Origin of the sequence: Streptomyces sp. NBC_00986 (assembly GCF_045162565.1) — a bacterium.
In the GTDB taxonomy this organism is placed as follows: domain Bacteria; phylum Actinomycetota; class Actinomycetes; order Streptomycetales; family Streptomycetaceae; genus Streptomyces.
This window is the reverse complement of the sequence record NZ_CP108733.1, coordinates 9942408-9967328: the sequence shown is the minus strand read 5'-3', so window position 1 is coordinate 9967328 and position 24921 is coordinate 9942408. Positions and strand designations below refer to the sequence as shown.

Genomic DNA, 24921 nt, shown 5'->3' with positions numbered 1-24921 from the left:
CTGACGTGACGTCAACTTGCCTCAGGGGCAGTCTCCTTGACGCGCTGCGCAGGGATCTCCGCCTCTTCCGGCGCGGCTTCTTCTACGGCCACTTCCGGCACAGCCGCCTCTTCATCCACGGCTTCTTCTGCGTCCGTGATCTCGCCGTCGAGGACCCTCTTGGCCTTCTCGATGTCCAGGGCGCCTTCCCAGCGGGAGACCGCGAAGACGGCGACGCAGTTGCCGAGGAGGTTGGTCACGACGCGCATCGAGTCCATGATGCGGTCGACGCCGAGGAGCAGGGCGACCGCGCCGGCCGGGATCGCGCCGAGCGAGGAGGCGGTCGCGGACAGGGCGAGGAAGGCCGAACCGGGGATGCCGGCCATGCCCTTGCTGGTGAGCATGAGCACCAGGATCACGGTGATCTGCTGGCCGAGGCTGAGGTCGACGCCGACGGCCTGGGCGATGAACAGCGTGCCGATGGAGAGGTAGAGGGAGGCGCCGTCGAGGTTGAAGGAGTAGCCGGTGGGCAGCACCAGGCCGACCGCGTCGTCCCGGGCGCCGGCCTTGCGCAGCTTCTGCATCACGCGCGGCATGACGGACTCGGTGGAGGCGGTGCCGAGCGCGAGCAGCATCTCCTCGCGGATGTAGCGGAGGAACTTCCAGAGGCTGAGCCCGGTGACCATGCGCAGGGCGACGGCGAGCACCACGAGGAAGAGTGCGGCGGCGACGTAGCAGAGGATGATCAGCTTGGCGTAGGTCTTCATGACGCCGAGCCCGTACTGGCCGACGAGGACGGCCATCGCGCCGAAGACGGCGAGCGGGGCGAGTCGCATGACGAAGCCGACGATCGCGAAGATGATCTCCTGGGCCTGCTCGATCGCGGGCAGCACCTGCGGCACCTTGGTGTGGCCGAGGTGGAGCAGCGCGGCGCCCACCAGGCAGGCCAGGATGAGGACTTGGAGCAGGGAGTTCTCGGCGAAGGCGCCGATGAAGCTGGTGGGGAGCGAGTTGACGATGAACTCGGTCGTCGAGGGCAGCGCTGCGCCGCCCGTCTTCGCGTCCACCGCCGAGGTGTTGAGCGTGGCCGGGTCGACGTGCATCCCGGAGCCGGGCTGGACGACGTTGGCGAGGACGAGGCCGATGATCAGTGCCGCGGTGCTGGCGACCTCGAACCAGATCAGCGCCTTGAGGCCGATGCGGCCGAAGGCCTTGAGGTCACCGGCCTTGGCGATGCCGACGACGACCACGCAGAACACGAGCGGCGAGATGATCGTCTTGATGAGCCGGGTGAATCCGTCACCGAGGGGCTGAAGGTCCGTGGCCACGTCGGGCCAGAGCTTTCCGACGAGGATGCCGAGGACGAGCGCGCAGGCGACCTGCGCGAAGAGTGAGGTACGCAGTATGCGTGCGACGCGTCGCGGCAGGGGCGGGACGGACGGCGGCACGGGCACTCCTTGAGGGGGGACGGTCGTTCGCGGAAGTCGATGGGGGGAGACTTCTGCAATACGGAAAGCGGCTTCCGAGTGGACACTTTGAAGCCGTTGTTGATCGTCCGGAAAACCTCCGTGTGACGGCCGTGTAAATCACACATCTGAGTGACGCATCGCACGCACAGCAGGTCAGCAGCCGCTTCGGTCCTCGGTCAGCACCCCCTGCGCGGTCGCCAGCGAACGGTCGTAGCAGCCGCCGGAGCCGTACAGCCGGTAGCGCTCACTCGACGTCCCGACCGCGTGCCGCTGGTCGCGGGGCACGTTCAGCGTGTAGGTCGCGTCCCCGCTGTAGGTGTCGTCGAGCCGCGACGACCCGGTCCGCCGCCCGTCCCACGTGTCGACGACCGCCGCCCGGTCGCCGAGGGTGAGAACGGTCCGCAGCCGGTCGTCCGTCCCGATCGTCGTCGCACCGTTCATCGTGTACGTCCGGTGCGTGGCCGTCGTCCGGGCCGGTCCGCGCCCGTCGACGGTCACCGACTCGTCGTCCGTCCAGGTCGCGTCGAGCCCGTCCATGTTCTCGCCGTCGATCCAGCGGTGCACGGAGGTGTTCGCGAGCGTCCGGTCGACGGTGGTCCGCACCCGGCCGTGCGAGGTGTCGAGGTACCCGGCCGTGGTCAGCCGGTGGCCCGCGTCGGTGTCCACTCGCTCCTCCGAACCGGGCGTGTACACCGAGGAGTTGGCGAGTTCGCCCGCCTTGTCGAGGGTGAGCTTTCCGGTGACATGGGCGCGCTGTGCGTCCTGCCAGACGAGCACGTTCACCGGTGCGCTCCACCCGCTCTGCCCCTCGGGCACGCCCACGACGGAGACGTCGATGTGGTGCGGGCGGCCGTCGTTGAGCAGCCCGGCGAAGGGCGTGAGGTCGTATTCGATCGGCTTGACGTCGAAGGCGCGCGGGCCGGGAATGACGTACCAGAGGAAGGGGTCGGACCAGCCGCCGGTCCACACGTTCGGGAACGGGGCGGCGATTCCGGCGAGTTGACCGTCGACCTTGATCTGCACCTCGCGGTAGGGGCCCTTGTCCGCCTGGCAGGAGTACGGCGCCGAGCCGGGTACCGCGAGATACCAGAACTCCTCGCAGCCGCCGCCGGATCCGGTCGCGTAGACCTCGGCGACGATGCGTTCGGTGTTGCGCGGGGTGGTCACGGTCGAGTCGGCGGCGAGGGTGAGGACGCGGTCGGGGGTCTGCGCCGCCGCGGGTCTGCCCTCGTAGAACGTCAGGGTGGCCTTGACACCGATGACGCCGGTGTAGGTGTCGTCTACGACGTTGCCGATGAGCATCTCGACGTCCTGTGCGCTGCGGAAGGTGGCGCTGTAGCGCGTGACGTCCTTCTCCACGGACCACTTGATGCCGTCGGGCGAGGGTTCCGGTGTGGAGGTACGGAGGATCTCGACCCCGCCGACGTGCAGATAGCCGAGTCGGTCGTACTGCCGTCCGGCGACCGTCCCGTCCAGTCTCAGGACGACCTTGCTCCAGTGGTCGCCGCAGGCCTTGGGCGGGGTGTAAGTGCCCTTGTACGGGGTGAAGTCGCGGAACTCGGTGTCGGCGAGGGTGACTCGGCAGGACTTCGTCGCGGGCTCGGCGATGGGTGGGGCGGCGGTGAGGGGGTCGTGCCAGTCGGTTCCGAACTCGGCGGGGACGTCGGCGACTTGGGCCCTCGCGCCGGCCGCCCGAGCATTCGAGTCGGCCCATTGGGCTTTCGCTTCGGCCGCTTGGGCGGGGCCGGCTCCTAGGAGGGTGCTCGCCAGGAGGGTCGCTCCGGCGAGCATGGACATGACTATCCGGCTTCTCATGGGCGGTGTTCTACCCCTTGAGGTCCGCCCTGTCCCCCATCAGCACCACAGGATGCCGGTTCGGGTCGAGCGTGCGCAGCAGGTACTCCATCGCCTCTTTGGAAAGGCTGACGCAGGCCGACGTACCGCTGCCGTGGTCCAGGTGCAGCCAGATCCCGCCACCCTTGTCCTCGCCCTCGGGCTGCTCCGCGTCGTCGGGCGGGGTGCCGGGGACGCGGTTGTAGTCGATGGCGATGACGTAGTCGAAGTCGTGCCAGTGCGACTCGTCCCAGTCGCGCGGCGCCTCGTACGACTCGTCCTGGGAGTACGGGAGTGCCGTGCCCGGGTCGTCGAGGACACCGCCCGCGGCGGTCAGCGTGAACACGCCGACGGGGCTGCGTTTGTCGCCGAGGTGGTGATCGGTGGTCCAGCCCAGCTTGCCGTTGTGCGCGGGCCAACTGGCCGCCCGGGCCCAGGTGTTGCCGTTCTTGGTGAACAGGACGGCGGTGGAGTCCGAGGAGTCCTTGCCGTCGCCGTAGACCGTGAGGACCTGGCTCGTGTCGGTCGGGATGGCGCGCTGGAGCCGGTCGCCGACGTCCGGGATGCGGGTCGGGTCCGGGGCGGAGGTGGTGACGGCCGGTCTCGGGTGGGTCGCCCGGGCGCCGGGTCTCCCTTCCGTGCCGCCGGGGTGTCCGGTGTGCGCGCTGCCGCACGCGGACAGGGTCGTCATCGTCAGGAGGGAACCGAGAGCCGCCATCGCGACCGTCGCACGCCGTGTGCCGCCACTCTGCATCGAGCCATGGTCACATCGCATTCGGCGGCATTGCGTGAGGTCACGGACATCTCGCCCCTGATGGGTGAACGCCGGTTCTGACCCCCGGCGGGGAAAACCGCTTGCTTCCGACCACGCTGCGACGCGAACCTTTCACGGTTTGTTGCCGCGTTCCGCTCGCGGTCCGTCGCCGCGCTCCGCGGCTCCCTCCTCCCCTTCCCGTCTGAACAAGAGCCACTGGGACGTCATGCAGATTCAAGACCTTCCGTATCCCGACCCGGGTGTGCCGGACGCGCGCTCGGGGCCCCGATTCCTGTGGTGGCTCGGCCGGAATCAGCTCGGTGGCCAGCTGAAGTCCCTGGCCTGGGGGCTGCTGCACTTCGTGTCCGTCTCCGCGCTGCCGTTCTGTGTGGGGTTCGCCGTGCAGGCCGTGGTCGACCGCTCCGGGAGTCGGCTGGCCCAGACCGGTGGGCTGATGGTGCTGTGCGGGGCGGGTATCGCCGTGGGCGACACCTTCCTGCACCGGGCCGCCGTCACCAACTGGATCACGGCCGCCGCCCGCGTCCAGCAACTGCTGGCCCGGCAGGCGGCGCACCTCGGCTCGGCGCTGACCCGGCGGGTGGCTGCCGGTGAGGTCGTGGCCGTGTCGACGGGTGACGTCGAGAAGATCGGCTGGTTCGTGGAGGCGCTGTCCCGCTTCCTGGCCGCCGCCTTGACGATCGTCATCGTGTGCGTCGGCCTGTTCGTGTACCAGCCCGCGCTCGGTGTCGTCGTCGCCGTGGGCGTGCCCGTGCTGGCGGTCTCCGTGCTGCCGCTGCTGCCCCGCGCCACCCGGCGCGCCGACGTGCAGCGCGAGAAGGCGGGCCGCGCCACCGAACTCGCCTCCGACACCGTCGCCGGACTGCGGGTGCTGCGCGGCATCGGCGGCGAGGAACTGTTCCTCGACCGCTACCGCCGCGCCTCCCAGGAGGTGCGCCACGCGGCCGTGCGCAGTGCCCGGATGTGGGCGGTCATCTCCGCGATCCAGGTGCTGATGCCGGGTCTGCTGCTGATCGCGATCGTCTGGTACGGCGTGCACCTGGCCCGCCAGGGCCGGATCACCGTCGGCGAACTGGTCACCGTCTACAGCGCGGTGATGATCCTTTCGTACCCGCTGCGCCACTTCGAGGAAATTGCCATGGCGTACTCCTTCTCCCGGCCCTCGGCCAGACGCGCCGCGCGCGTGCTGTCCCTGGAGCGGGTCACCGACACCGTGGGGACGCGCGCGGCGGAGGTGCCCACCGGGGATCTGTACGACCCGGACACCGGTCTGCTCGCTTCTTCCGGCCTGCTCACCGCGGTGGTGTGCGGCGACCCGGACGCGGCCGGGCGGCTGGCGGAACGGCTCGGCGGACACCCCGCCGAGGCGGGCACCTCCGTGCTCCTGGACGGCGTACCGCTCGACGAACTCCCCCTCGACTCGGCGCGCACCGCCGTCCTCGTCCAGGACAAGGACCCGGTGCTGCTGTCCGGTTCGCTGCGCGAACTGCTCGACGTGCCCGCCTCGGGTGCGGTCGGCGCGGAGGAGGCCCTGGCCGCCGCGCAGTGCGGGGACGTGCTGGTGGCGCTCTCGCAGGGTTCACTCGAAACCGAGGACCCGATGGACGCCCGCATCACCGAACGCGGACGTTCCCTCTCCGGCGGCCAGCGCCAACGGCTCGCCCTGGCACGGTCGTTGATCACGGACCCGGAGGTCCTCGTCCTGGACGAACCGACCTCCGCCGTCGATTCCCACACCGAGGCCCGGATCGCCGACGGCGTACGGGAGGTGAGGACCGGCCGGACCACGGTGGTGTTCACCTCCTCGCCCCTGCTCCTGGACCACGCGGACCGGGTCGTGCTGGTGCACGAGGGCGCGGTCGTGGCGGTCGGCGCCCACCGCGAACTGCTCCGGAGCGAGCCGCGGTACCGGGCGGTGGTGACGCGGGAGACCGAGGAGGAGTCGGCTTCGCGGGAAGCGCGGGACGGTGAACAGGCCGCCCTGCGGGATGAGTCGGAGTCCCGCGCGGCCCCGCCCCGGCGGGCCGTGGAACACGGAGAGGGCACCGCTCCGCGAGGTGCCGCAGCACACGAACAAGCTGCTGCGCGAGGCGAGTTGAACCATGACGAGGCTCCTCTCCGGGGTGCCAAGGACGACGACGGGGGCCCGCTGCGGGCCGCCCTGGACGACGACGAAGCCGCTCTGCGGAGCGCGCTGGAAGAAATCGAGGAGAGCGCATGATCGGCGTGGCGCCCCCGGCCTACGACCCGGCGGCCCCGACCACGGCGAACACCCTGCCGGTCGGCGCCCCCGCGACCGTACGCGCGTACGTGTCCGAACTGTTCCACCGGCATCGCCGTGCCTTCCTCCTTCTCGTCACCGTGAACACGGTCGCCGTGATCGCCTCGATGGTCGGTCCCTATCTGCTCGGCGATCTCGTCGAGCGGGTGTCGGACGGAGCGCGGGAACTCCATCTCGGCCTGACCATCGGGGTGTTCGTGGTCGCGCTCGCCGTCCAGGCCCTGTTCATCCGGCAGGTGCGGTTGCGGGGCGCGATGCTCGGCGAGCGGATGCTGGCCGACCTGCGCGAGGACTTCCTCGTCCGGTCGGTCGGGCTGCCCCCGGGCGTCCTGGAACGGGCGGGCACCGGCGACCTGCTGTCCCGCATCACCACCGACATCGACCGGCTCGCCAACGCGATGCGGGAAGCCGTGCCGCAACTGGCGATCGGTGTGGTGTGGGTGGTGCTGCTGCTCGGCGGTCTGGTCGTCACCGTGCCGCCGCTGGCGCCCGCCGTGCTGATCGCGGTGCCGGTGCTGGTGATCGGCTGCCGCTGGTACTTCAAGCGCGCACCGGCCGGCTACCGCTCCGAGGCCGCCGGGTACGCCGCCGTGGCCGCGGCCCTCGCCGAGACCGTGGACGCCGGCCGGACCGTCGAGGCCCACCGCCTCGGCGACCGGCGCATCGCCCTCTCCGAGCGCCGCGTCAAGGAGTGGACCGCCTGGGAGAACTACACGCTCTGGCTGCGGTCGGTGCTCTTCCCGGTCATCAGCGTCACGCATGTCACGGTGCTCTGCTCGGTCCTGATGCTCGGCGGGGTGTTCGTCCTCCAGGGCTGGATCGGGGTGGGCGAACTGACGACGGGCGCCCTCATCGCGCAGATGCTCGTCGACCCGGTGAACCTGATCCTGCGCTGGTACGACGAGCTCCAGGTCGCCCAGGTCTCGCTGGCCCGGCTGGTCGGCGTCCGCGACATCGAGCCGGACGCCGGGGACGCCGCGCTGTCCCCCGAGGGCCGGGACGTGCACGCGGACCGGGTGCACTTCGGCTACCGCGAGGGCGTCGACGTGCTCCGCAAGGTGTCCCTTGAGGTCGCGCCCGGCACCCGGCTGGCCCTGGTCGGCCCCTCGGGCGCGGGCAAGTCCACCCTGGGCAGGCTGCTCGCCGGCATCTACGCGCCCCGGGACGGCCGGATCACCCTCGGCGGCGCCGAACTCTCCCGGATGACCGCGGAACACGTCCGCTCCCATGTGGCCCTCGTCAACCAGGAACATCACGTCTTCGTGGGCTCCCTGCGCGACAACCTCCTGCTCGCCCGGACCGACGCGGGGGACGCCGAGCTGTGGGCGGCGCTGGGGGCGGTCGACGCGGACGGGTGGGCGCAGGCGCTGGACGACGGCCTCGACACCGAGGTCGGCTCGGGCGGGCTCGCGCTCACCCCGGCCCAGGCCCAGCAGATCGCGCTGGCCCGGCTGGTGCTGGCCGATCCGCACACGCTGGTCCTGGACGAGGCGACCTCGCTGCTCGACCCGCGTGCGGCCCGGCACCTCGAACGGTCCCTGGCCCGCGTCCTCGACGGCCGTACCGTCGTCGCGATCGCCCATCGCCTGCACACCGCCCACGACGCGGATGTCATCGCCGTCGTCGAGGACGGGCGGATCAGCGAGCTGGGGAGTCATGACGAGTTGGTGGCGGCGGAGGGGGCGTACGCGGCGCTGTGGCGGTCCTGGCACGGGTAGCTCCGCTGGTCGAGCGGTGACTGGGTTGCGGGTCGGTGGAATCCTGCGGGCCGGTGGGGGCTGGTCGGGGAGGGAGGTGACTGATCTGCAGGCCGGTGAGTACCTGCCGGCCGGTGGGGGCTGGTCGCGCCCACGCGGCGGAGCCGCATATGTCACAGCCTCGCGCCCCTTTCGGGGCGCCGTACCGCACCGGAACCGGACGCCTGCCGTTGCGCCCGGGGGAAAAGGGGTGGAAGGCTGGGGAGCGGCACCGGTTCGGGGAGTGCCCGGGGACCATGTGGTTCGTGCCGGGCGCCGACTGTGCCCCGCACAGCGGCGACCCGCCGCCGACCGCGGTGAGAACGGGCCGGTCCCCACCACCTGGAGGTACCCGTGAACAGCGCCGACGGATGGGGAGACGACGTCTACCAGCCCGACGGATCCGAGGTGCAGGACGACGCGGGTCTGCTCGACGCGGAGGACACCCTGGTGGCCGACGGTGTCGAGGACCCCCTCGACCGCGGCTGGTCCCCGCCGGAACGCCCCTGGGCGGTGGAACGCGACGACGTGACGGCCGCCGGGCGCGAGCACGGCGAGACGCTCGACCAGCGGCTCGCCGAGGAGATCCCGGATCTCGCCGCGTCCGACGGCGACGGCATCGGCGACTCCGAGGACACCGACGGCGAGCTCCTCGACATCGAGGTCGGTGACACCCGCTCGGGCCGGCTCGTGGCACCCGACGAAGGGGCGCACGAGGACGAGGAGAGCGGCCTGATCGCCACGGACGTGGGCATCGACGGTGCCGCCGCCTCCGCCGAGGAGGCCGCGATGCACATCGTCGACGAGGACGAGGACTCCCTCTACGGCTGACCTCGCCGCCCCTTCGCCGTCCACCGCACCACCGTCGCAGGAGGAGCAGTCATGCAGCAGGACAAGCAGCCCGACTACCACCCCGTGGTCTTCCGCGACCGCGCCGCCGGATACGCCTTCCTCACCCGGTCCACCGCGACCAGCGACCGGACCATCGAGTGGGACGACGGCGAGACCTACCCGGTCGTGGACGTGGAGATCTCCTCGGAGAGCCACCCCTTCTACACCGGCAAGGCGCGGACGGTGGACACGGAGGGCCGCATCGCCCAGTTCGAGCGACGCTACGGCAGCGGCGGAGCGGGCGAGAGCTCCGGCGGGGCGTAGGCAACTGCCCGCGCCGAAGCCGGAACCGAGGCCTGGCCTCAGATCACGTTGAGCGCCGCCGCGCAGCCCACTCCCCCGAGGAGTATGAACGCCGGCATCAGCACCTTGAGCTCGACCCAGCTGCCCGCGCGGAACCGCATCACCTTCGGCGGCCCGATCGGGTACCAGCGCTTGCGGCCCAACGGGATCGGCCACAGGATCGGGCAGCCGGAGACGGTCAGCGCGTCCCCGATGTCGTGCACCAGCGCCCCCAGCACGACCGGCAGCCCCAACCACAGGTACTGGTGCTGTTCCGTGAACAGCCAGTTCGAGCCGTTGCCCGGCTTGTCCAGCACGCCGGCGAGGATCCACGCACTGGTCGCCGCCAGCAGCCACACCAGGATGTCGCTGCTGGAGCCGCGGGCCGCCCGCCACAGCAGACCCTCGATGGCCAGCACCATGTGCACGAAGAGGATCGCCAGCACCCCCCAGCGGCCGCCCAAGATCGCCGCGGCCGAACTCCCCGCCCCGATCAGGACCGCCCACAGCCAGGTGTGGGTGAGGGTGCGGTGTCCACCGGAGCGACGCGGGTCGCCCTGCTTCCTGGTCCCCTTGTACGCGGCGTACGAGAGCTTGTCGACGATCTCGCACAGGCCCCGGGAGACGGGTCCGAAGGCCCGGGAGATGGTGGCCGCCTTGTGGTCGAGGTCCGGGGCGAGCGCGGCACCGGCACAGATCAGGGCGCCCACCAGGATCACCGGCCAGGGCATCGGGTGTCCGGCCGCCGCGGCCGCGGCTCCGACGCCGAGCCAGGCCGCCGCTCCCGACAGTGAGTGTGCTGGTCCCATCATGGCCGTTCCCCGCCCCATTCCTCTTACGCCGCCGGTCAGTTGCTCGGGCGCCCTGACACTCTGTCGGCGACACAGCGTAGCGGTAGCGATCTTCGTCCCCGCAGCCGATTCCCCCATCGGCCACGACGCCAGGCAAGATGGGGGCGTGACCCTCATCGACCAGTTGCCGCCGACCGCAGATCCCGACGCCCTCTACGAAGCCTTCGAGTCGTGGGCCCGGGAGCGCGGTCTCACGCTCTACCCCCATCAGGAGGAGGCGCTGATCGAGGTGGTCTCCGGTGCGAACGTGATCGTGTCGACGCCCACCGGCTCCGGCAAGAGCATGATCGCCGCCGGTGCGCACTTCGCCGCGCTGGCCCGGGACGAGGTCACCTTCTACACCGCCCCGATCAAGGCCCTGGTCTCGGAGAAGTTCTTCGAGCTGTGCAAGATGTTCGGCACCGAGAACGTCGGCATGCTGACCGGCGACGCGTCCGTCAACTCCGACGCCCCGATCATCTGCTGCACCGCGGAGGTCCTCGCCTCGATCGCCCTGCGCGACGGCAAGCACGCGGATGTCGGCCAGGTCGTCATGGACGAGTTCCACTTCTACGCGGAGGCTGACCGCGGCTGGGCCTGGCAGATCCCGATCCTGGAGCTGCCGCAGGCACAGTTCATCCTGATGTCGGCCACGCTCGGCGACGTCGCGATGTTCGAGAAGGACCTCACCCGCCGCACCGGGCGCCCCACTTCGGTGGTCCGCTCGGCGACCCGGCCGGTGCCGCTGTCCTACGAGTACAAGCTGACCCCGCTCACCGAGACCCTGACCGAACTGCTGGAGACCAGGCAGGCGCCGGTCTACATCGTGCACTTCACCCAGGCGCAGGCCGTGGAGCGGGCGCAGGCGCTGATGAGCATCAACATGAGCTCGCGCGAGGAGAAGGACCAGATCGCCGAGCTGATCGGCAACTTCCGCTTCACCACCAAGTTCGGCCGCAATCTCTCCCGTTACGTACGGCACGGCATCGGTGTGCATCACGCCGGCATGCTGCCCAAGTACCGGCGCCTCGTGGAAAAGCTCGCGCAGGCAGGCCTGTTGAAGGTCATCTGTGGCACGGACACGCTCGGGGTGGGTGTCAACGTGCCCATCCGCACCGTGCTGTTCACGGCCCTGGCCAAGTACGACGGCATCCGAGTGCGCACGCTGCGTGCCCGTGAGTTCCACCAGATCGCGGGCCGCGCCGGACGCGCCGGCTTCGACACGGCGGGCCTGGTGGTCGCCCAGGCCCCCGAGCACGTCGTCGAGAACGAGAAGGCGCTCGCCAAGGCGGGCGACGACCCGAAGAAGCGCCGGAAGGTCGTCCGCAAGAAGGCGCCCGAGGGCTTCGTCGGGTGGACGGAAGGCACCTTCGAGAAGCTCATCACCTCCGATCCGGAGCCGTTGACATCCCGCTTCCGGGTCACGCACACGATGCTGCTGTCGGTGATCGCCCGCCCCGGCAACGCCTTCGACGCGATGCGGCATCTCCTGGAGGACAACCACGAGCCGCGCAAGCAGCAGTTGCGGCACATCCGGCGCGCGATCGCCATCTACCGCTCGCTCCTGGACGGCGGCATCGTCGAGAAGCTCGACACCCCGGACGCCGAGGGCCGCATCGTGCGCCTCACGGTCGACCTGCAGCAGGACTTCGCCCTCAACCAGCCGCTGTCGACCTTCGCGCTCGCCGCGTTCGAGCTGCTGGATCCCGAATCGCCGTCGTACGCGCTGGACATGGTGTCCGTCGTCGAGTCCACGCTGGACGACCCGCGGCAGATCCTCGCCGCCCAGCAGAACAAGGCGCGCGGTGAGGCCGTGGCCGCGATGAAGGCGGACGGCGTCGAGTACGAGGACCGCATGGAGCGCCTCCAGGACGTCAGCTACCCCAAGCCGCTGGAGGAGTTGCTCTTCCACGCGTACAACACGTACCGCAAGAGCCACCCGTGGGTCGGCGACCACCCGCTGTCCCCGAAGTCCGTGATCCGTGACATGTACGAACGAGCCATGTCCTTCACGGAGTTGACCTCGTACTACGAGCTGGCCCGCACCGAGGGCATCGTGCTGCGCTACCTCGCCGGCGCTTTCAAGGCCCTCGACCACACCGTCCCGGACGACCTCAAGTCCGAGGACCTGGAGGATCTGATCGCCTGGCTCGGCGAGATGGTGCGCCAGGTCGACTCCAGCCTGCTGGACGAGTGGGAGCAGCTGGCCAACCCGGCGGATATGACCGCCGAGGAGGCCCAGGAGAAGGCCGACCAGGTCAAGCCGGTCACCGCGAACGCGCGTGCCTTCCGTGTCCTGGTGCGCAACGCGATGTTCCGCCGCGTCGAACTCGCGGCCCTCGACCATGTCGACGAACTGGGCGAGTTGGACGCCGAGGCGGGCTGGGACGCGGACGCCTGGGGCGAGGCGATGGACAAGTACTGGGACGAGTACGAGGACCTCGGCACCGGCCCCGACGCCCGCGGGCCCAAGCTCCTGCTCATCGAGGAGGAGCCCCAGCACAACCTGTGGCGCGTTCGGCAGATTTTCGCCGACCCGAACGGCGATCATGACTGGGGCATCAGCGCGGAGATCGATCTCGCGGCCTCCGACACGGAGGGCCGTGCGGTCGTCCGTGTCACCGACGTCGGACAGCTGTGAGCACAGGAGAATCCCACCCATGACGAACCCGGCAGAGCGGCTCGTCGACCTGCTCGACCTGGAGCAGATCGAGGTCAACATCTTCCGTGGCCGCAGCCCGCACGAGTCCCTGCAGCGGGTCTTCGGCGGCCAGGTGGCGGGCCAGGCGCTGGTCGCCGCGGGGCGCACCACGGAGGGCGACCGGCCCGTGCACTCGCTGCACGCGTACTTTCTGCGCCCGGGCCGTCCTGGCGTGCCGATCGTGTACCAGGTCGAGCGGGTGCGGGACGGGCGGTCGTTCACCACCCGTCGGGTCACCGGCGTGCAGCAGGGCCGCACGATCTTCAATCTCACCGCCTCCTTCCACAAGCCTGAGCAAGGTCCGTTCGAGCACCAGCTGCCGCCTCGCGAGGTCCCGGACCCGGAGTCCCTGCCGACGGTGTCGGAGGAGGTCCGGGCCCATCTGGGCGTGCTGCCCGAGCAGTTGGAGCGGATGGCACGCCGTCAGCCCTTCGACATCCGGTACGCGGACGGGCTGCGCTGGAGCGCCGAGGAGATCAAGGACGCCGAGCCGCGCAGCGCGGTGTGGATGCGCGCGGTCGGGCCGCTCGGCGACGATCCGCTGGTCCACACCTGCGCGCTCACGTACGCCAGCGACATGACGCTCCTGGACGCCGTCCGCATCCCCGTCGAACCCCTGTGGGGACCGCGGAACTTCGACATGGCGTCGCTGGACCACGCCATGTGGTTCCACCGGCCGTTCCGCGCGGACGAGTGGTTCCTGTACGACCAGGAGTCCCCGATCGCGACGGGCGGCCGCGGTCTGGCCCGCGGGCGCATCTACGACCTGGAGGGACGCCTGCTCGTCTCGGTCGTCCAGGAAGGGCTGTTCAGAGCGCTGTGACCGGTGGCCGTGCCGCGCTGTAGCTCACGCGCTTCTGCGGCGCAGCCAGCCCAACATGCCGCGTGATCGCTCGGGTTCCGGCGCCGGCTCCCGCTCCAGCGCGTGCTCGCTCGGGGACGACGATGGTCCGACGGGTTCGGCGGCCGGCGACGATCGAGCCGGTTCGACGGTCGGTCGCGGTGCGGTCAGTTCGACGGTCGGTCGCGGTGCAGTCGGTTCGACCGTCGGTCGTAGTGCGGCCCATGCGGCGGTCGGTCGCGGTGCGGCCCGTTCGACAGCGGGCTGTGGCCCGGTGGGTTCGGCTGTCGGTCGCGGTGCGGGGTGGTGGCCGCGTGCCTCGTCCAGCACTTGGGCCAGATCCGCCCGCAGCCAGCCGATCTCGTCCGGGTCCTCCGCCGTCATGATCCGCTCGGCGAGGTGGGCGGCGGGCGAGCCCGGAGCCCCGTGGGCGGGCGGGTCGGGCCGGAAGCGGTTCAAGTAGGCGCGCTCGTACGGGTCCTGGACGATCTCCGCGATCTGGACGGGGTCGAGCAGCGCGGCCAGGGCGCCGGCGCGCTCCCACGGGCCGTCGGCCTGGTGGAGCAGGAACCCGAGATGCCGTCCGCGCCAGTTGCGGGGCCGTAGGTCCAGGCCCTCTTGCAGTTGGTCCCGCATTCCCTCGGGCGTGCGGCCGTTCAGCAGGGCGGTGTGGTTCTTGTCGGCCGCGAACTGCCGTAGTTCTTCGGCGAGATAGAGCCAGACGACGGCCCGATAGCGGTTGAGGTAGAACTTCACCGGCACCACCAGTCCCAGCCGGGCGAGGCGGGTGAACCTGGCGGAGGTGACCTCCATGAGGGCCGCGCCGTCCGTGGTACCCACGGTCCTGACGCCTTCCAGGAGAGTTTCGGGGAATCCGCCCGCCGAGCGCAGTCGGTCGATCTCGGCACAGGCGACGCGTCGGCCGCCGCCTTCGTCGGGCGCGGTGCGGATGCGTCCGAGATGGACGGCGAGGTCGAACTCGCCTCGCTTGAGCCCCAGTTCCCGTGCCGCCCGACCGAGCGTGCACGAGAGGTCGGACGGTTTGGTGATGGTGTTTCCTGCCATGGTCGATCTCCCCCACGGAGTCCAATGCTCACGCTGTGTGCGCTTGCGGTGAACAAACCGTAACCGGGTCGGCGGATCTCGTGGCAGGCCTGTGGATAACTCTGCGAAGGCCAGAGAAATAGCAGGTCAGAGGTCTGTGACGGGGGTCCGCTCGGGTTGGCGGGCGTCCACGCCGAGGTGCTCGCCGACGCGGTTGACGAGGAGTGTCATCTCGTAGGCGATCTGGCCGATGTCGGCGTCCGCGCCGCTGAGGACGCACAGACAGCTGCCGCTGCCCGCGGCGGTGACGAACAGGACGGCGTCGTCGAACTCGATCATCGTCTGCCGTACTCCGCCGGCTCCGAAGTGGCGTCCCGAGCCCTTGGCCAGGCTGTGCAGTCCGGACGAGACGGCGGCGAGGTGTTCGGCGTCCTCGCGGCGCAGTCCCGTGCTCGCGCCCGTCACCAGTCCGTCGTTGGACAGGACCAGGGCGTGGCGTACGTGCTCGACGCGCTCGGTCAGATCGTCCAGCAGCCAGCTCAGTCCCTGGTTCTGTGCCATGTTCCGGCCTCCCCGTGTCGCCTCTCCCCCTGGCCGGAGGATCTCCCGTCAGCCTTCCCCACCTCCGTCGCCCGGGCAAGGAGGATAGGGGCATGGCACAGAAGATGACCGACGAGGAATGGCGGGCGTTCGTCTCGCTCGGCACGCGGACCGGCAAGCTGTCGACCGTACGCGCCGATGGGAGCCCTCATGTGGCGCCGATCTGGTTCCTGCTGGACGGCGACGATGTGGTGTTCAACACCGCGAAGGAAACGGTAAAAGGGCGCAATCTGGCCCGTGACGGGCGAGTCGCCCTGTGTGTGGACGACGATAGGCCGCCGTTCGACTTCGTGGTGCTCCAGGGACGCGCCGAGTTGTCGGAGGAACCGGGCGAACTCCGGTACTGGGCCGCCCGGATCGGGGCCCGGTACATGGGCGAGGAGCGCGCCGAGGAGTTCGGTGCCCGCAACGGAGTCCCGGGCGAACTCCTCGTCCGCGTCACGGTCGAGAAGGTCCTGGCGCAGAAGGGCATTTCGGAGTGAGCTGCCCCCGTCAGCCCACCGAGTCGAGCATGCGGGCGGTGTGCATCCGCCCGGCGTACTCGACGAGCCGGATCAGCACCTCCTTCCCCGAGTCGCGGTCACGGGCGTCGCAGAGGACCACGGGTGTCCCCTGGTCGAGGTCCAGCGCGCGGGAGACGTCGCGGGCGCCGTAACTGCGGGCGCCCGTGAAGCAGTTGACGGCCACCACGAACGGGATGTGCCGGTGCTCGAAGTAGTCGACCGCCGGGAAGCAGTCCTCGAGTCGCCGGGTGTCCGCGAGGACCACGGCCCCCAGAGCACCCTGCGACAGTTCGTCCCACAGGAACCAGAAGCGGTCCTGGCCCGGCGTGCCGAACAGGTAGAGGGAGAGGCCGGACCTGATGGTGATGCGGCCGAAGTCCATGGCGACGGTCGTCGTGACCTTCTGGTCCACACCGTCGGTGTCGTCCACCGACTGACCGGCCTCGCTGAGCAGTTCCTCGGTGCGCAGCGGCCTGATCTCGCTGACCGCGCCCACCATGGTGGTCTTGCCCACGCCGAATCCGCCGGCGACCAGGATCTTCAACGCCAGGGCGGTCGTCTCGCCGTCCTCGGCGTCGGAGTGCTCGGAGACCATCGATCACTTCTCTCGGGAGTGCCGGAAACGCTCGACGTCCGTAGATACGCATCCTGGCAACTGCGGCCTCGCCCTGGGCGGTTGGACCGCTATTTGCCCGATGTGACCGCCTCGCACCCGTTCGGTGAGCGAAAGGGTGCGCAAGTCGGCGTCGTACGCGTTCGAGTGGTTCTGAAGTTTCGTCACAGTGCCCGCAGTCCCTCGATCACCTCGCGCAGAATCCGTTCGTCGGGCAGCTGCGCGGGCGGCACCGGACGGCTGACGGTGACGCAGCCGAGCTCCAGGAGGTCGCCCAGGAGCACCCGGACCACGCCCAGTGGGAGGTCTGCTCCGGCGGCGAGTTCGGCGACGGACTGCGTTTCCGGGCGGCACAGGTCGATGAGCGCCCGGTGTTCCGGTCCGAGCCCGGTGTCGTCGTCGAAGCCGGGCGCGCCCTTGTCCAGCGTGACGAGTGCGATCAGGTCGAAACGCACCCCCGTAGGGCCTGATTTGGTCCGTCCGCCCGTCATCGCGTAGGGGCGGACCAGAGGCCCGGCTTCCTGGTCGTACCACTGGCTGCCCGGCTCGCGCCGGTCGCCGGTCGTGTCCTCGGTCATCGGAACGGATCGCCCTCTCGCCTCATCCGGCTGCGGGCGGCCGCGCACCGACACGCGGCGGCGTGTAGAGGTGCTCGCCGACGCGCTTGACCAGCCGCGCCATCTCGTACGCGACCAGGCCTATGTCGGCCGTGACGGCGGTGAGGACGGCGAGGCAGGAACCGTCTCCGGCCGCTGCCACGAACAGGAATCCGTCGTCCATCTCCACCATGGTCTGCCGTACTCCGCCGGCTCCGAAGTGCCGCCCCGCGCCCTTGGCCAGGCTGTGGAATCCGGAGGCGACCGCGGCGAGGTGTTCGGCGTCCTCGCGCTTGAGGTCGGTCGACGCGCCCACGGCGAGGCCGTCGTTGGACAGCACCACGACATGCCGTACCTCGCTCACGCGCAGCACCAAGTCGTCCAGCAGCCAGTCGAGTTCGCCGGACCGCTGGGCGGCCCTCATGCTCGGGTCCTGGATCACGCGGGGTCTCCTTCGCTGCTGTCGCTGCCCGTTGCGGGACCTGGGGTGGCACCGCGGCCCGGTTGTCTGCCGCCGCCGCGCGTCCAGCCTTCGCGGTAGGCCGCCATCCGGTCCCGTACGACCTCGGGGGTGCGGTGCTCGTCGCGCGGGGCGGCCGGCTTCTGTTCCCGTTCCGCGGTGGGCTGTTCGCGGAGTTGGGGCGCGAGGTGCGCCTGGCGTACGCGGCGCGGGAGGTCGTCGTTCTCGTCGGCCCCTTCGGTGTCCTCGGAGGGACGGTGCAGTCGCAAGGTGGTGACTCCGGGGGGCGGGGTGTCGTTCGCCGAGTCCGCGGCGGCCCGTGTGGAGACCGCCAGGGCGGGCCGGTCGGCCGAGGCCGGGACGGACTCCTGGTGCTGGGGTGCGGTGGGTACGCGCGCGTACTCGCGTTCCACGGCGCGCTCCCCGTCCTCGACCGCCGCGCGCGGGGCACGTTCCGCCGCGCCGCCGTGCAGCAGCGCCGTCGGCAGCAGGACGACCGCCGTCGTGCCGCCGTAGGGCGAGGTCCGCAGGTGCACCTTGATGCCGTGGCGGGCTGCGAGCCTGCTCACCACGAAGAGGCCGAGCCGGTCGCTGTCGAAGAGGTCGAGGGCCTCGGACTGCTCGATGCGGCGGTTGGCGTCGCCCAGGGTCTCCGTGCCCATGCCGAGGCCCCGGTCCTCGACCTCTACGGCGTAGCCGTTGCCGACGGGTTCGCCGGTGACCCGCACGCGTGTGTGCGGCGGCGAGAACTGGGCCGCGTTCTCCACGATCTCGGCGAGCAGGTGCGTGAGGTCGGCGACGGCCGCGCCGACGACGGACGCCTCGGGGAGTTGGCGTACCTCCACGCGCGCGTAGTCCTCGACCTCGGAGACGGCCGCGCGCACGACGTTGGTCAGGGAGACCGGCATACGCCAGGCCCGGCCGGGTGCCGCCCCGGAGAGGATGATCAGGCTCTCGGCGTGCCGTCGCATACGGGTGGTGAGGTGGTCGAGGCGGAAGAGGTCGCTCAGTTCGTTCGGGTCCTCGGAGCGGCGCTCCATGCTGTCCAGCAGGCTGAGTTGACGGTGCACCAGGACCTGGCTGCGGCGGGCGAGGTTGACGAAGACCCCGGAGATGCCGCTGGCGAGTTCGGCACGTTCGACGGCGGCCCGCAGAGCCGCGCGGTGCACGGTGCTCAGGGCCTCGACGACCTGTCCGATCTCGTCCTCCGCGGGCGACCCGGGCGGGGCCTCGGCCCTGATGTCGATCTCCTCCCCCGCGCGCAGTCTCCGCATGGCCTCGGGGAGTTTGTGGCGGGCGATCGCCAGGGCGTCGTTGCGCAGACTCACGAGTTCGACGACGAGGCCGCGTCCGATGCGCACGGAGATGATGAGTGACGCGATGACGGCGGCGAGGCCGAGGAGGACCGCGGCACCGGCGGAGGTGAGCAGCCCGCGGGTGAAGGGATCGGCGCGGTCGGCGACCTCGCTGCCCGCGTCCGACTCGATGGTGCGCATGCCGTCCTGCACGCGTGCGTGCGCGTTGTTCCAGGTGGTCTCCGGAGCCGCGGCGATCGCCCGGGTACCCGAGCCGGTGGCGAGGACCTTGTCCTCGACGGTGCCGACGGCGGCGTAGGCGCTGGTGTCGGCGAGGCGCTGCCAGGCGTCGCGTTCGGAGCCGCGCAGGTCCTCGACGGCGGAGTCGGTGAGAGTTCGTCGGGTGTCGACGGCGCCGGTGAACAGCCGCAGCCGCTCCCCGTCGAGCCTGCCGTCGAGACGGGCGCCGGCGAGCATCACGTCCTCCTGGGAGAGCGATTCCCCGGCCCGGGAGAATTCGAGGAGCACGCGCGCGTCGGATCCCAGGTCGGCGTCCTGGATCCCGGTGAGCGCCCCGCCCACGGCGAACGCCGTCGTGATGGTCTTCGTGTACTGCCCGTAGGTCTCGTCCCATCCCGCGCGGTGCGCGAGCACGTCGGCCCGCAGGGAGCGCAGTTGCTCGGCTCCGGTGACGAAGGTCTTCAGGCGGCGGGCGACTCCGGCAGGCAGTTCCTCGCTGTCGGCGACGGTGTTGTCGTCGCCGAGCCGCAACCGGGCGACCGCCCGGTCCGTGCTCGCCGCCAGCTTCTTCAGATCCCCGCTCTGCTCGGCGTCGGGGTCGGTCGCGTACCGCACGGCGGCCGACCGCTCGGTCTGCAGCGCCGCTACGGCGACCGCGACGGGGCTGCGCACCGCGGAGTCCACGCGCTGCAACTGCCGTAGCCGGGAGACGTCCTGGGCGGTGCTGACGGTGGCGTACGCCCACAGGGCGAGCAGGGAGACGACCGGCACCATCAGGAGGCAGACGATCTTGGCTCGTACGGTGCGGGGACGCAGCCGCCATCGTCCCGCGCGCGGGGGTATGTCCTCCGACGGGGCGTCCAGGGGCTCGTCGAAGAGTTCGTCGGCGGGTGGTCCGGCATGCGCGCGACGACCGCGCACGGGCGGCGCCTCGGCGCCGGCTCTCGGGGTCCTACGGGGGGTACGCATGGCCTCCTCGCTCGGGAGTGGTTCGGGGGCGGGTGTGGGCAACGGCCGCTCCTGGTCCGCCGGTCAGCGGGCGACGCTCTCGACCGGCCGCTGGGCCGAGGCGGTGGCCTCGCGTTCTCCCGTGGTCGGCGACAGCGCGACGAACGCCGAGGTGAGGAACAGGTAGGACCCGAGGCCTACGGCGAGGGGGAAGATGAACTGCATCGCCGTGGCGCCGGGAAGGACCGCCCCGGAGGGCGTGACGTGAACACGCACCGCGAACATGCCGGTGTAGTGCATGCTGCTGACGGCCGCTCCCATGACGAGGGAGGCGGCGGTGACGGCTACGGGGGACTTGATGTTGAGGGCCGCCCACAAGGCCGCCGTCGCCGCGACGACGGCGATGAGCACGGAGAGCCCGACGAGCATCGGGTCGTAGCTCACGCCCCCGTGCAACCGCATCGCCGCCATGCCCAGGTAGTGCATGCTCGCGACGCCCAGTCCGGTGGTGAGGCCGCCGAGGAAGAGCGCGCGGCCCCGGTCGCGGCCGTAGCCGACCGCGAAGACGCCCGCGCAGACGACGACCATGGCGACGAGGAGGCTGAGCACGGTCAGAGGTACGTCGTAGCGGATGTCGGTGCCGGTGACGCCGAAGCCGAGCATGGCCACGAAGTGCATGGTCCAGATGCCGGTGCCGAGCGCGGAGGCCGCGGTGATGAGCCAGTTGCGGCGCGACCGGCCGGTGGCGCCGAGCGCGCGGACGGTGCAGCGCAGCCCGAGTGCGGAGCCCATGCAGGCCATCACGTATGACAGCACGGGGGTCAGCCAGCCGAAGGTGGCGTGGTCCAGGTGTCCCATGACCAGGGGACGCTAGTAGGGGCACGGGTGCACAAAGGGGGCGCATTTCGAAAGGTGTTGCAATCTGACACGGAGAGGCACCTGAACGACCGCGTCACGCTCGAACGTGTGCGCCGAAGCGTCATCCGTGTCGGTGAGGGATCATGCGGAACATGAGCGACGACCACACGCATGTCCAGGAGTTCTTCGGTGCGCGCGCCGCGGACTGGGACAGCCGCTTTCCCGACGACGGCCCCGCCTACGCCGCCGCGGTCGCCGAACTCGGGCTGCGGGCGGGCGACCGGGTCCTCGACGCGGGCTGCGGGACGGGACGCGCGCTGCCGCCGCTCCGTGCGGCCGTGGGGCGCTCCGGAGTGGTGGCCGGGGCCGATCTCACCCCGGCCATGCTGGAGGCCGCTGTACGGGCCGGACGCGACCGTGACGGGCTCCTGCTGCTCGCCGACGTCGCCGCGCTGCCGTTGCGGTCGGAATCGCTCGACGCCGTGTTCGCGGCGGGCCTCATCGCGCACCTGCCCCAACCCGATGACAACCTGCGGGAGTTGGCGCGTGTGGTGCGCCCCGGCGGCACGCTGGCCCTGTTCCATCCGATCGGCCGGGCGGCGCTCGCTGCGCGCCAGGGGCGGCAGATCACGCCGGACGACCTGCGCGCGGAGCCCAATCTCCGTCCGCTGCTGGCCGGTTCGGGATGGCGCATGACGTCGTACGCCGACGAGGACGCCCGCTTCCTGGCGCTGGCCGTACGCGAGAGCTGAGCCCGCGCGCGGGTCACACGCCTCTCGGAGAAGCCCGCGAGCTTCTCCTACGCCGGTGACCGGCCGCTGCGCGCCGAGGAGTTGTTGGACGCGCTCGACGGCTGACCCGTTTCCGCGCGGGGTGTCCGATGCGCTTCACCGCAGCGTCCCCCTTCTGTCACCGCACCTCCAACTCTACGTTGGGTAGCAGTAGATGGACGGTCAGCGACAGAGAACGACGCAGGGGAAGGTGGTCAGCATGTTCGACGGGCCCCGCAAGACCTTCGCCAGATTTCTCACCTCCACGCGCACGGAGCCGAGCAGCGGCCCGCAGCGGCGCCCGCACAATCTCTTCGAGGCCGCGGCCGTCTACGTCTCGGCCCGCGCGGAGGACGACCAGGACCGGATCGACGAGGCCGCGGGCTGGGTGTCGCCGGAGGCGCTGTCCTTCGGGGTGAGCGAGCTGGCGTGCCGGGCCGTCGTCGCGCTCGCCAGGGAACGTGACGAGTCGCCAAGGACGGTGGCTCGTGCGCTTCTTGGGCTCCCCGCGGCCTGACAGTTCGGGCCACCGGAGGTCATTTCGCCCTGTCCAGCCGGAAAACTGCAGCTCCGGGTGTACTTGGGAGTCGTGACAAGCGCCTTCCGCGCACACTAGGGTGCGCGCGGTTGGACGAATGATGGGGAGGCTGGGATGGCCGACACGGATGAAGAGGCCGTCGCCGCCGAGGACGATGCGCTCTATGTGCTCACGGCGGTGCTGCTGACGCCGGCGAAGTTCCCGAGTGTGCTGGGCGACGACTACCCGGAGGCCTGTGCGGCGCTCGGTATGGCGCCGCTCGCCGACGGGTACGGCCTGGTTCTCGGCCAGGACGGCGACGGGTCACGGTGGACCGTCGTCATCGACGACGTGTCGCTGGTCGCGGTCGCCATCGCGTCCTGGGACTGCGGCATGGAGTACGACCTGTCGCCGAGCGAGCGCACAGTGGTCGCCGCCCTGCCGGGCTGGCCGCTCGCGGTCGCCGTGGCGGCTCCCAACGTGCCCGCGCCGCACGATCCGGACCCCGACCTCGTGGACCGGCCACCGCTGACTCCACCGGACACCACCACCTGGGGTCCCGCGCAACGACGGCTGGGTGCCGACGAGATCGCGCTGCAATGGGCCCTGTGGCGCGAGCAGATCGACGACTCGACCTTCTCGACGCAGGAGGTCCAGGAGGCCGAGGAGGCCCAGGACGGGACGAGCGACGCGTCGAAGACGGACAAGGCCGCCGCTGACGCCACCAGCGATGCCGCCACCCCCGACGCCGCGTCCGAGGCGGACGGAACTCCGTCGGACGACAACGCCTCGGGCGGCACCTCTGCGGGCGACAGCGGGGAAGGCCCTCAGGCGGGCCACAGCGGAGTCCGCCGGGTGCTGACGGAGGTCCGCGCCTACGTCGACACCCCGCCGCCCCTCGGCCGCGTCAGATCGTCCTTCGCACCGGGCGACGCACGCACGCTGCGCGCCGACGGCCCCGGCTGGTCGTTGGTGGCCCGGACGGACGACATAGCGTTCGTCCTCCTCGACGACGAGCCCGGCGAGGTCCTGCCGGTCGGCCGGGGCCCCGAGCTTCCTGGTCTCCTGGAAGCACTCGACAAGCTGGCCGTACGGCCGAGTTGAGGCCTTGGGCGCGGATCCGGGCGTTCAGGGCCCGGACGCCCGGGTCACGCTCGATCGACCGGGGCGACGAGAAGTGCTCGGTTCGTGGACGGTGCCCGGCCGCGCACCGTCCGCAGGGCTGTTGCCGGCAGTCCCGCGGACGGCGCTGTGCTGTGCTCTGCTCCCGTACGCCACCCGGGAACGCAGCCGGACATCGGTGCGTCAGCGGCCGATCTCCTTGCCTGCCACGCGGCGCAGCCGACGCCGCTGCGAGGGGTCCAGCGTGAGATATGCGGCCGCCGGCACTCCCACGACGATCAGGAATGAAACCCACCAGGGCAGCCAGATCAACAGGATCAGTCCGACCGCCACACCTCCTACGGCGATCTTCGCGTTCCTCGACATATGTCGCCTCCTCCGCGGCCGCAGCCGCTCTCTGATCTGAAAACGGGTCCGCGCTCCGTACAGTTCCGGATCGCGACCCTGAGACATCCCTGAGGCGCTTCCCCTACTGGTATCCGGGCCGTCGGCCGTTCCGTCACTCCGTCCACTCCATGCGCAGCGGTTCCCCCACCTCGTGGAGGTGGCGCAGGGCCTGCCGGTAGGAGTCGACGAGCCCCGTCTCCACGTAGGGGATACCCACATCCTGACAGTGGGCGCGCACCAGGGGTTGTGCGCGCCCCAGATTGGGCCGCGGCATGCTCGGGAAGAGGTGGTGTTCGATCTGGTAATTGAGGCCGCCGAGGAACCAGTCGGTCAGGAAGCCGCCGCGGATGTTCCGCGAGGTGAGGACCTGACGGCGGAGATGGCCCCACCGTTCGCCGTTCGGGTCCGGCATCTCCATGCCCTTGTGGTTGGGCGCGAAGGCCAGGCCCAGGTGCAGGCCGAACAGGGCCTGGTGCAGCGCGGCGAACGCGAGTGCCTTCCCCGGGGACATCGAGATGAGCAGCAGCGTCGCGTAGGCCACGACATGGCTCACCAGAAGAGCGCCTTCGACGACCCGCTCGCGGCGGGGCTGGCGCCGCAGGTCCTGGAAACCGTGGACCTTGAGGACGACGCCTTCGAGCAGCGTGAGCGGGAAGAACATCCACGCCTGGTTGCGCGTGAGCCAGCGCCGGAACCCTGAGCGGTCCTTGGCCTGCTCGCCCGTGAAGACGAGGATGTCGGCGACGACGTCCGGGTCCTTGTCGATGTGGTTGGGGTTGGCGTGGTGGCGGTTGTGCTTGTCGTTCCACCAGGAGTAGCTCATCCCCAGCAGCAGGTTGCCGTGGATCAGGCCGATGACGCGGTTGACGGCCTTGCCGCCGGCGATCTGGGAGTGGCCCGCGTCATGGCCTATGAAGGCCGTGCGGGCGCCGAACACGGCGAGCAGCGGGGCCAGGAGCAGCGTCAGCCAGGAGTCGCCGATCAGGACGATGCCCGTGACGATGCCGCCCAGCGCGAGGGCGTTGATGGCGATGCAGCGCGCGTACCAGGCATACCGCCGCTCCAGTAGGCCTCTGCCCTTGACCGTGCGCAGGAGGGGCGCGAACTCGCTTCCTGGGGGCGCCGCGACGGCATCCCCCGGATCATGCACGCCGATGACTGCGGTGGTCTGGGACATGTCCGGTCTCCGGCTCTACTCAGGCAACGGGCTGACCTGAGCAAACGTACGAATCGGTGACCGGTCGCGACCATGGCGGAACCCCCCGTGTTCGTACGGGGGTCAGCCGGGTCCTCACAGGGGGGTTGACGACACCCTCGACGACCCGGCCCCACAGGAGTAACGAGCTTGCGGAG

The 24921-nt window shown here is 70.6% G+C and carries 23 protein-coding genes; 10 read left to right on the top strand and 13 right to left on the bottom strand.

Annotation, left to right across the window (positions count from 1 at the left end):
• Positions 1–11 precede the first annotated feature (11 nt).
• The 3 genes from OG504_RS44730 to OG504_RS44720 form a co-directional block, all read right to left on the bottom strand.
• A complete protein-coding gene (locus tag OG504_RS44730; protein WP_405994887.1) occupies positions 12–1427 on the bottom strand; it encodes a cation:dicarboxylate symporter family transporter in 1416 nt (471 codons plus the stop codon).
• A 174-nt stretch (positions 1428–1601) separates the two neighbouring features.
• Entirely contained in the window at positions 1602–3263 is a 1662-nt protein-coding gene (locus OG504_RS44725; protein WP_405994886.1) for a peptide-N4-asparagine amidase, read from the bottom strand.
• Positions 3264–3273: 10 nt separating this feature from the next.
• A complete protein-coding gene (locus tag OG504_RS44720; protein WP_405994885.1) occupies positions 3274–4035 on the bottom strand; it encodes a L,D-transpeptidase family protein in 762 nt (253 codons plus the stop codon).
• A 226-nt stretch (positions 4036–4261) separates the two neighbouring features.
• Here OG504_RS44720 and OG504_RS44715 point away from each other — a divergent pair, with 226 nt between their 5' ends.
• The 4 genes from OG504_RS44715 to OG504_RS44700 all read left to right on the top strand — a co-directional run bounded on the left by OG504_RS44715 (position 4262) and on the right by OG504_RS44700 (position 9225).
• Positions 4262–6274: an ABC transporter ATP-binding protein gene (locus OG504_RS44715; protein WP_405994884.1), complete on the top strand. Its 2013-nt coding sequence runs from the start codon at positions 4262–4264 to the stop codon at positions 6272–6274.
• Positions 6271–8052 carry an ABC transporter ATP-binding protein gene (locus tag OG504_RS44710; protein ID WP_405994883.1) on the top strand — a complete coding sequence of 594 codons (1782 nt, stop codon included), beginning with the start codon at positions 6271–6273 and terminating at the stop codon, positions 8050–8052. Before OG504_RS44715 ends, OG504_RS44710 begins: the two co-directional genes overlap by 4 nt.
• A gap of 372 nt (positions 8053–8424) precedes the next feature.
• On the top strand, positions 8425–8901 hold the full coding sequence (locus OG504_RS44705) for a DUF5709 domain-containing protein (RefSeq protein ID WP_405994882.1): 477 nt from the start codon (positions 8425–8427) through the stop codon (positions 8899–8901).
• Positions 8902–8952: 51 nt separating this feature from the next.
• Positions 8953–9225: a type B 50S ribosomal protein L31 gene (locus OG504_RS44700; RefSeq protein ID WP_405994881.1), complete on the top strand. Its 273-nt coding sequence runs from the start codon at positions 8953–8955 to the stop codon at positions 9223–9225.
• Positions 9226–9263: 38 nt separating this feature from the next.
• Here the strand turns inward: OG504_RS44700 and OG504_RS44695 are convergent, their stop codons facing one another.
• Positions 9264–10055 carry a metal-dependent hydrolase gene (locus OG504_RS44695; protein ID WP_405994880.1) on the bottom strand — a complete coding sequence of 264 codons (792 nt, stop codon included), beginning with the start codon at positions 10053–10055 and terminating at the stop codon, positions 9264–9266.
• 145 nt (positions 10056–10200) lie between these two features.
• On the opposite strand from OG504_RS44695, the gene OG504_RS44690 reads away from it, so the two are divergent.
• Positions 10201–12714: a DUF3516 domain-containing protein gene (locus OG504_RS44690; protein WP_405994879.1), complete on the top strand. Its 2514-nt coding sequence runs from the start codon at positions 10201–10203 to the stop codon at positions 12712–12714.
• Positions 12715–12733: 19 nt separating this feature from the next.
• Positions 12734–13597: an acyl-CoA thioesterase II gene (locus OG504_RS44685; RefSeq protein ID WP_033278304.1), complete on the top strand. Its 864-nt coding sequence runs from the start codon at positions 12734–12736 to the stop codon at positions 13595–13597.
• A 24-nt stretch (positions 13598–13621) separates the two neighbouring features.
• On the opposite strand, the gene OG504_RS44680 is transcribed toward OG504_RS44685, so the two are convergent.
• A complete protein-coding gene (locus tag OG504_RS44680; protein ID WP_405994878.1) occupies positions 13622–14680 on the bottom strand; it encodes a DUF6397 family protein in 1059 nt (352 codons plus the stop codon).
• 126 nt (positions 14681–14806) lie between these two features.
• On the bottom strand, positions 14807–15220 hold the full coding sequence (locus OG504_RS44675; protein WP_019062680.1) for a roadblock/LC7 domain-containing protein: 414 nt from the start codon (positions 15218–15220) through the stop codon (positions 14807–14809).
• A gap of 92 nt (positions 15221–15312) precedes the next feature.
• Here OG504_RS44675 and OG504_RS44670 point away from each other — a divergent pair, with 92 nt between their 5' ends.
• Positions 15313–15741 (top strand): PPOX class F420-dependent oxidoreductase, encoded by a 429-nt coding sequence (locus OG504_RS44670; protein ID WP_405837578.1) that lies wholly within the window; start codon positions 15313–15315, stop codon positions 15739–15741.
• Positions 15742–15751: 10 nt separating this feature from the next.
• Here OG504_RS44670 and OG504_RS44665 read toward each other — a convergent pair whose 3' ends face one another.
• The 5 genes from OG504_RS44665 to OG504_RS44645 form a co-directional block, all read right to left on the bottom strand.
• Positions 15752–16357, bottom strand: a complete 606-nt coding sequence (locus OG504_RS44665; RefSeq protein WP_405994877.1) for a GTP-binding protein — start codon at positions 16355–16357, stop codon at positions 15752–15754.
• 182 nt (positions 16358–16539) lie between these two features.
• The gene (locus OG504_RS44660; RefSeq protein WP_405994876.1) at positions 16540–16953 is read right to left on the bottom strand and encodes a DUF742 domain-containing protein; all 414 of its coding nucleotides are present in this window, start codon (positions 16951–16953) and stop codon (positions 16540–16542) included.
• Between the two features lie 22 nt (positions 16954–16975).
• Positions 16976–17413, bottom strand: a complete 438-nt coding sequence (locus OG504_RS44655; protein WP_019062684.1) for a roadblock/LC7 domain-containing protein — start codon at positions 17411–17413, stop codon at positions 16976–16978.
• Positions 17410–19935 (bottom strand): nitrate- and nitrite sensing domain-containing protein, encoded by a 2526-nt coding sequence (locus OG504_RS44650; RefSeq protein WP_405994875.1) that lies wholly within the window; start codon positions 19933–19935, stop codon positions 17410–17412. Before OG504_RS44650 ends, OG504_RS44655 begins: the two co-directional genes overlap by 4 nt.
• A 63-nt stretch (positions 19936–19998) precedes the next feature.
• Positions 19999–20772 carry an MHYT domain-containing protein gene (locus OG504_RS44645; protein ID WP_405994874.1) on the bottom strand — a complete coding sequence of 258 codons (774 nt, stop codon included), beginning with the start codon at positions 20770–20772 and terminating at the stop codon, positions 19999–20001.
• Positions 20773–20924: 152 nt separating this feature from the next.
• Between OG504_RS44645 and OG504_RS44640 the strand changes: the two genes are divergently transcribed.
• From OG504_RS44640 to OG504_RS44630, 3 genes are all read left to right on the top strand, one after another.
• On the top strand, positions 20925–21524 hold the full coding sequence (locus tag OG504_RS44640; protein WP_405994873.1) for a class I SAM-dependent methyltransferase: 600 nt from the start codon (positions 20925–20927) through the stop codon (positions 21522–21524).
• Between the two features lie 238 nt (positions 21525–21762).
• The gene (locus OG504_RS44635) at positions 21763–22059 is read left to right on the top strand and encodes a hypothetical protein (RefSeq protein WP_405994872.1); all 297 of its coding nucleotides are present in this window, start codon (positions 21763–21765) and stop codon (positions 22057–22059) included.
• Positions 22060–22194: 135 nt separating this feature from the next.
• Positions 22195–23163: a hypothetical protein gene (locus OG504_RS44630; protein ID WP_405994871.1), complete on the top strand. Its 969-nt coding sequence runs from the start codon at positions 22195–22197 to the stop codon at positions 23161–23163.
• A 201-nt stretch (positions 23164–23364) separates the two neighbouring features.
• Here OG504_RS44630 and OG504_RS44625 read toward each other — a convergent pair whose 3' ends face one another.
• Both OG504_RS44625 and OG504_RS44620 read right to left on the bottom strand, forming a co-directional pair.
• Positions 23365–23547 carry a hypothetical protein gene (locus OG504_RS44625; protein WP_033278297.1) on the bottom strand — a complete coding sequence of 61 codons (183 nt, stop codon included), beginning with the start codon at positions 23545–23547 and terminating at the stop codon, positions 23365–23367.
• A gap of 133 nt (positions 23548–23680) precedes the next feature.
• Positions 23681–24745, bottom strand: coding sequence for a fatty acid desaturase family protein (locus tag OG504_RS44620; RefSeq protein WP_405994870.1), 1065 nt, complete (start codon positions 24743–24745; stop codon positions 23681–23683).
• Positions 24746–24921 lie beyond the last annotated feature (176 nt).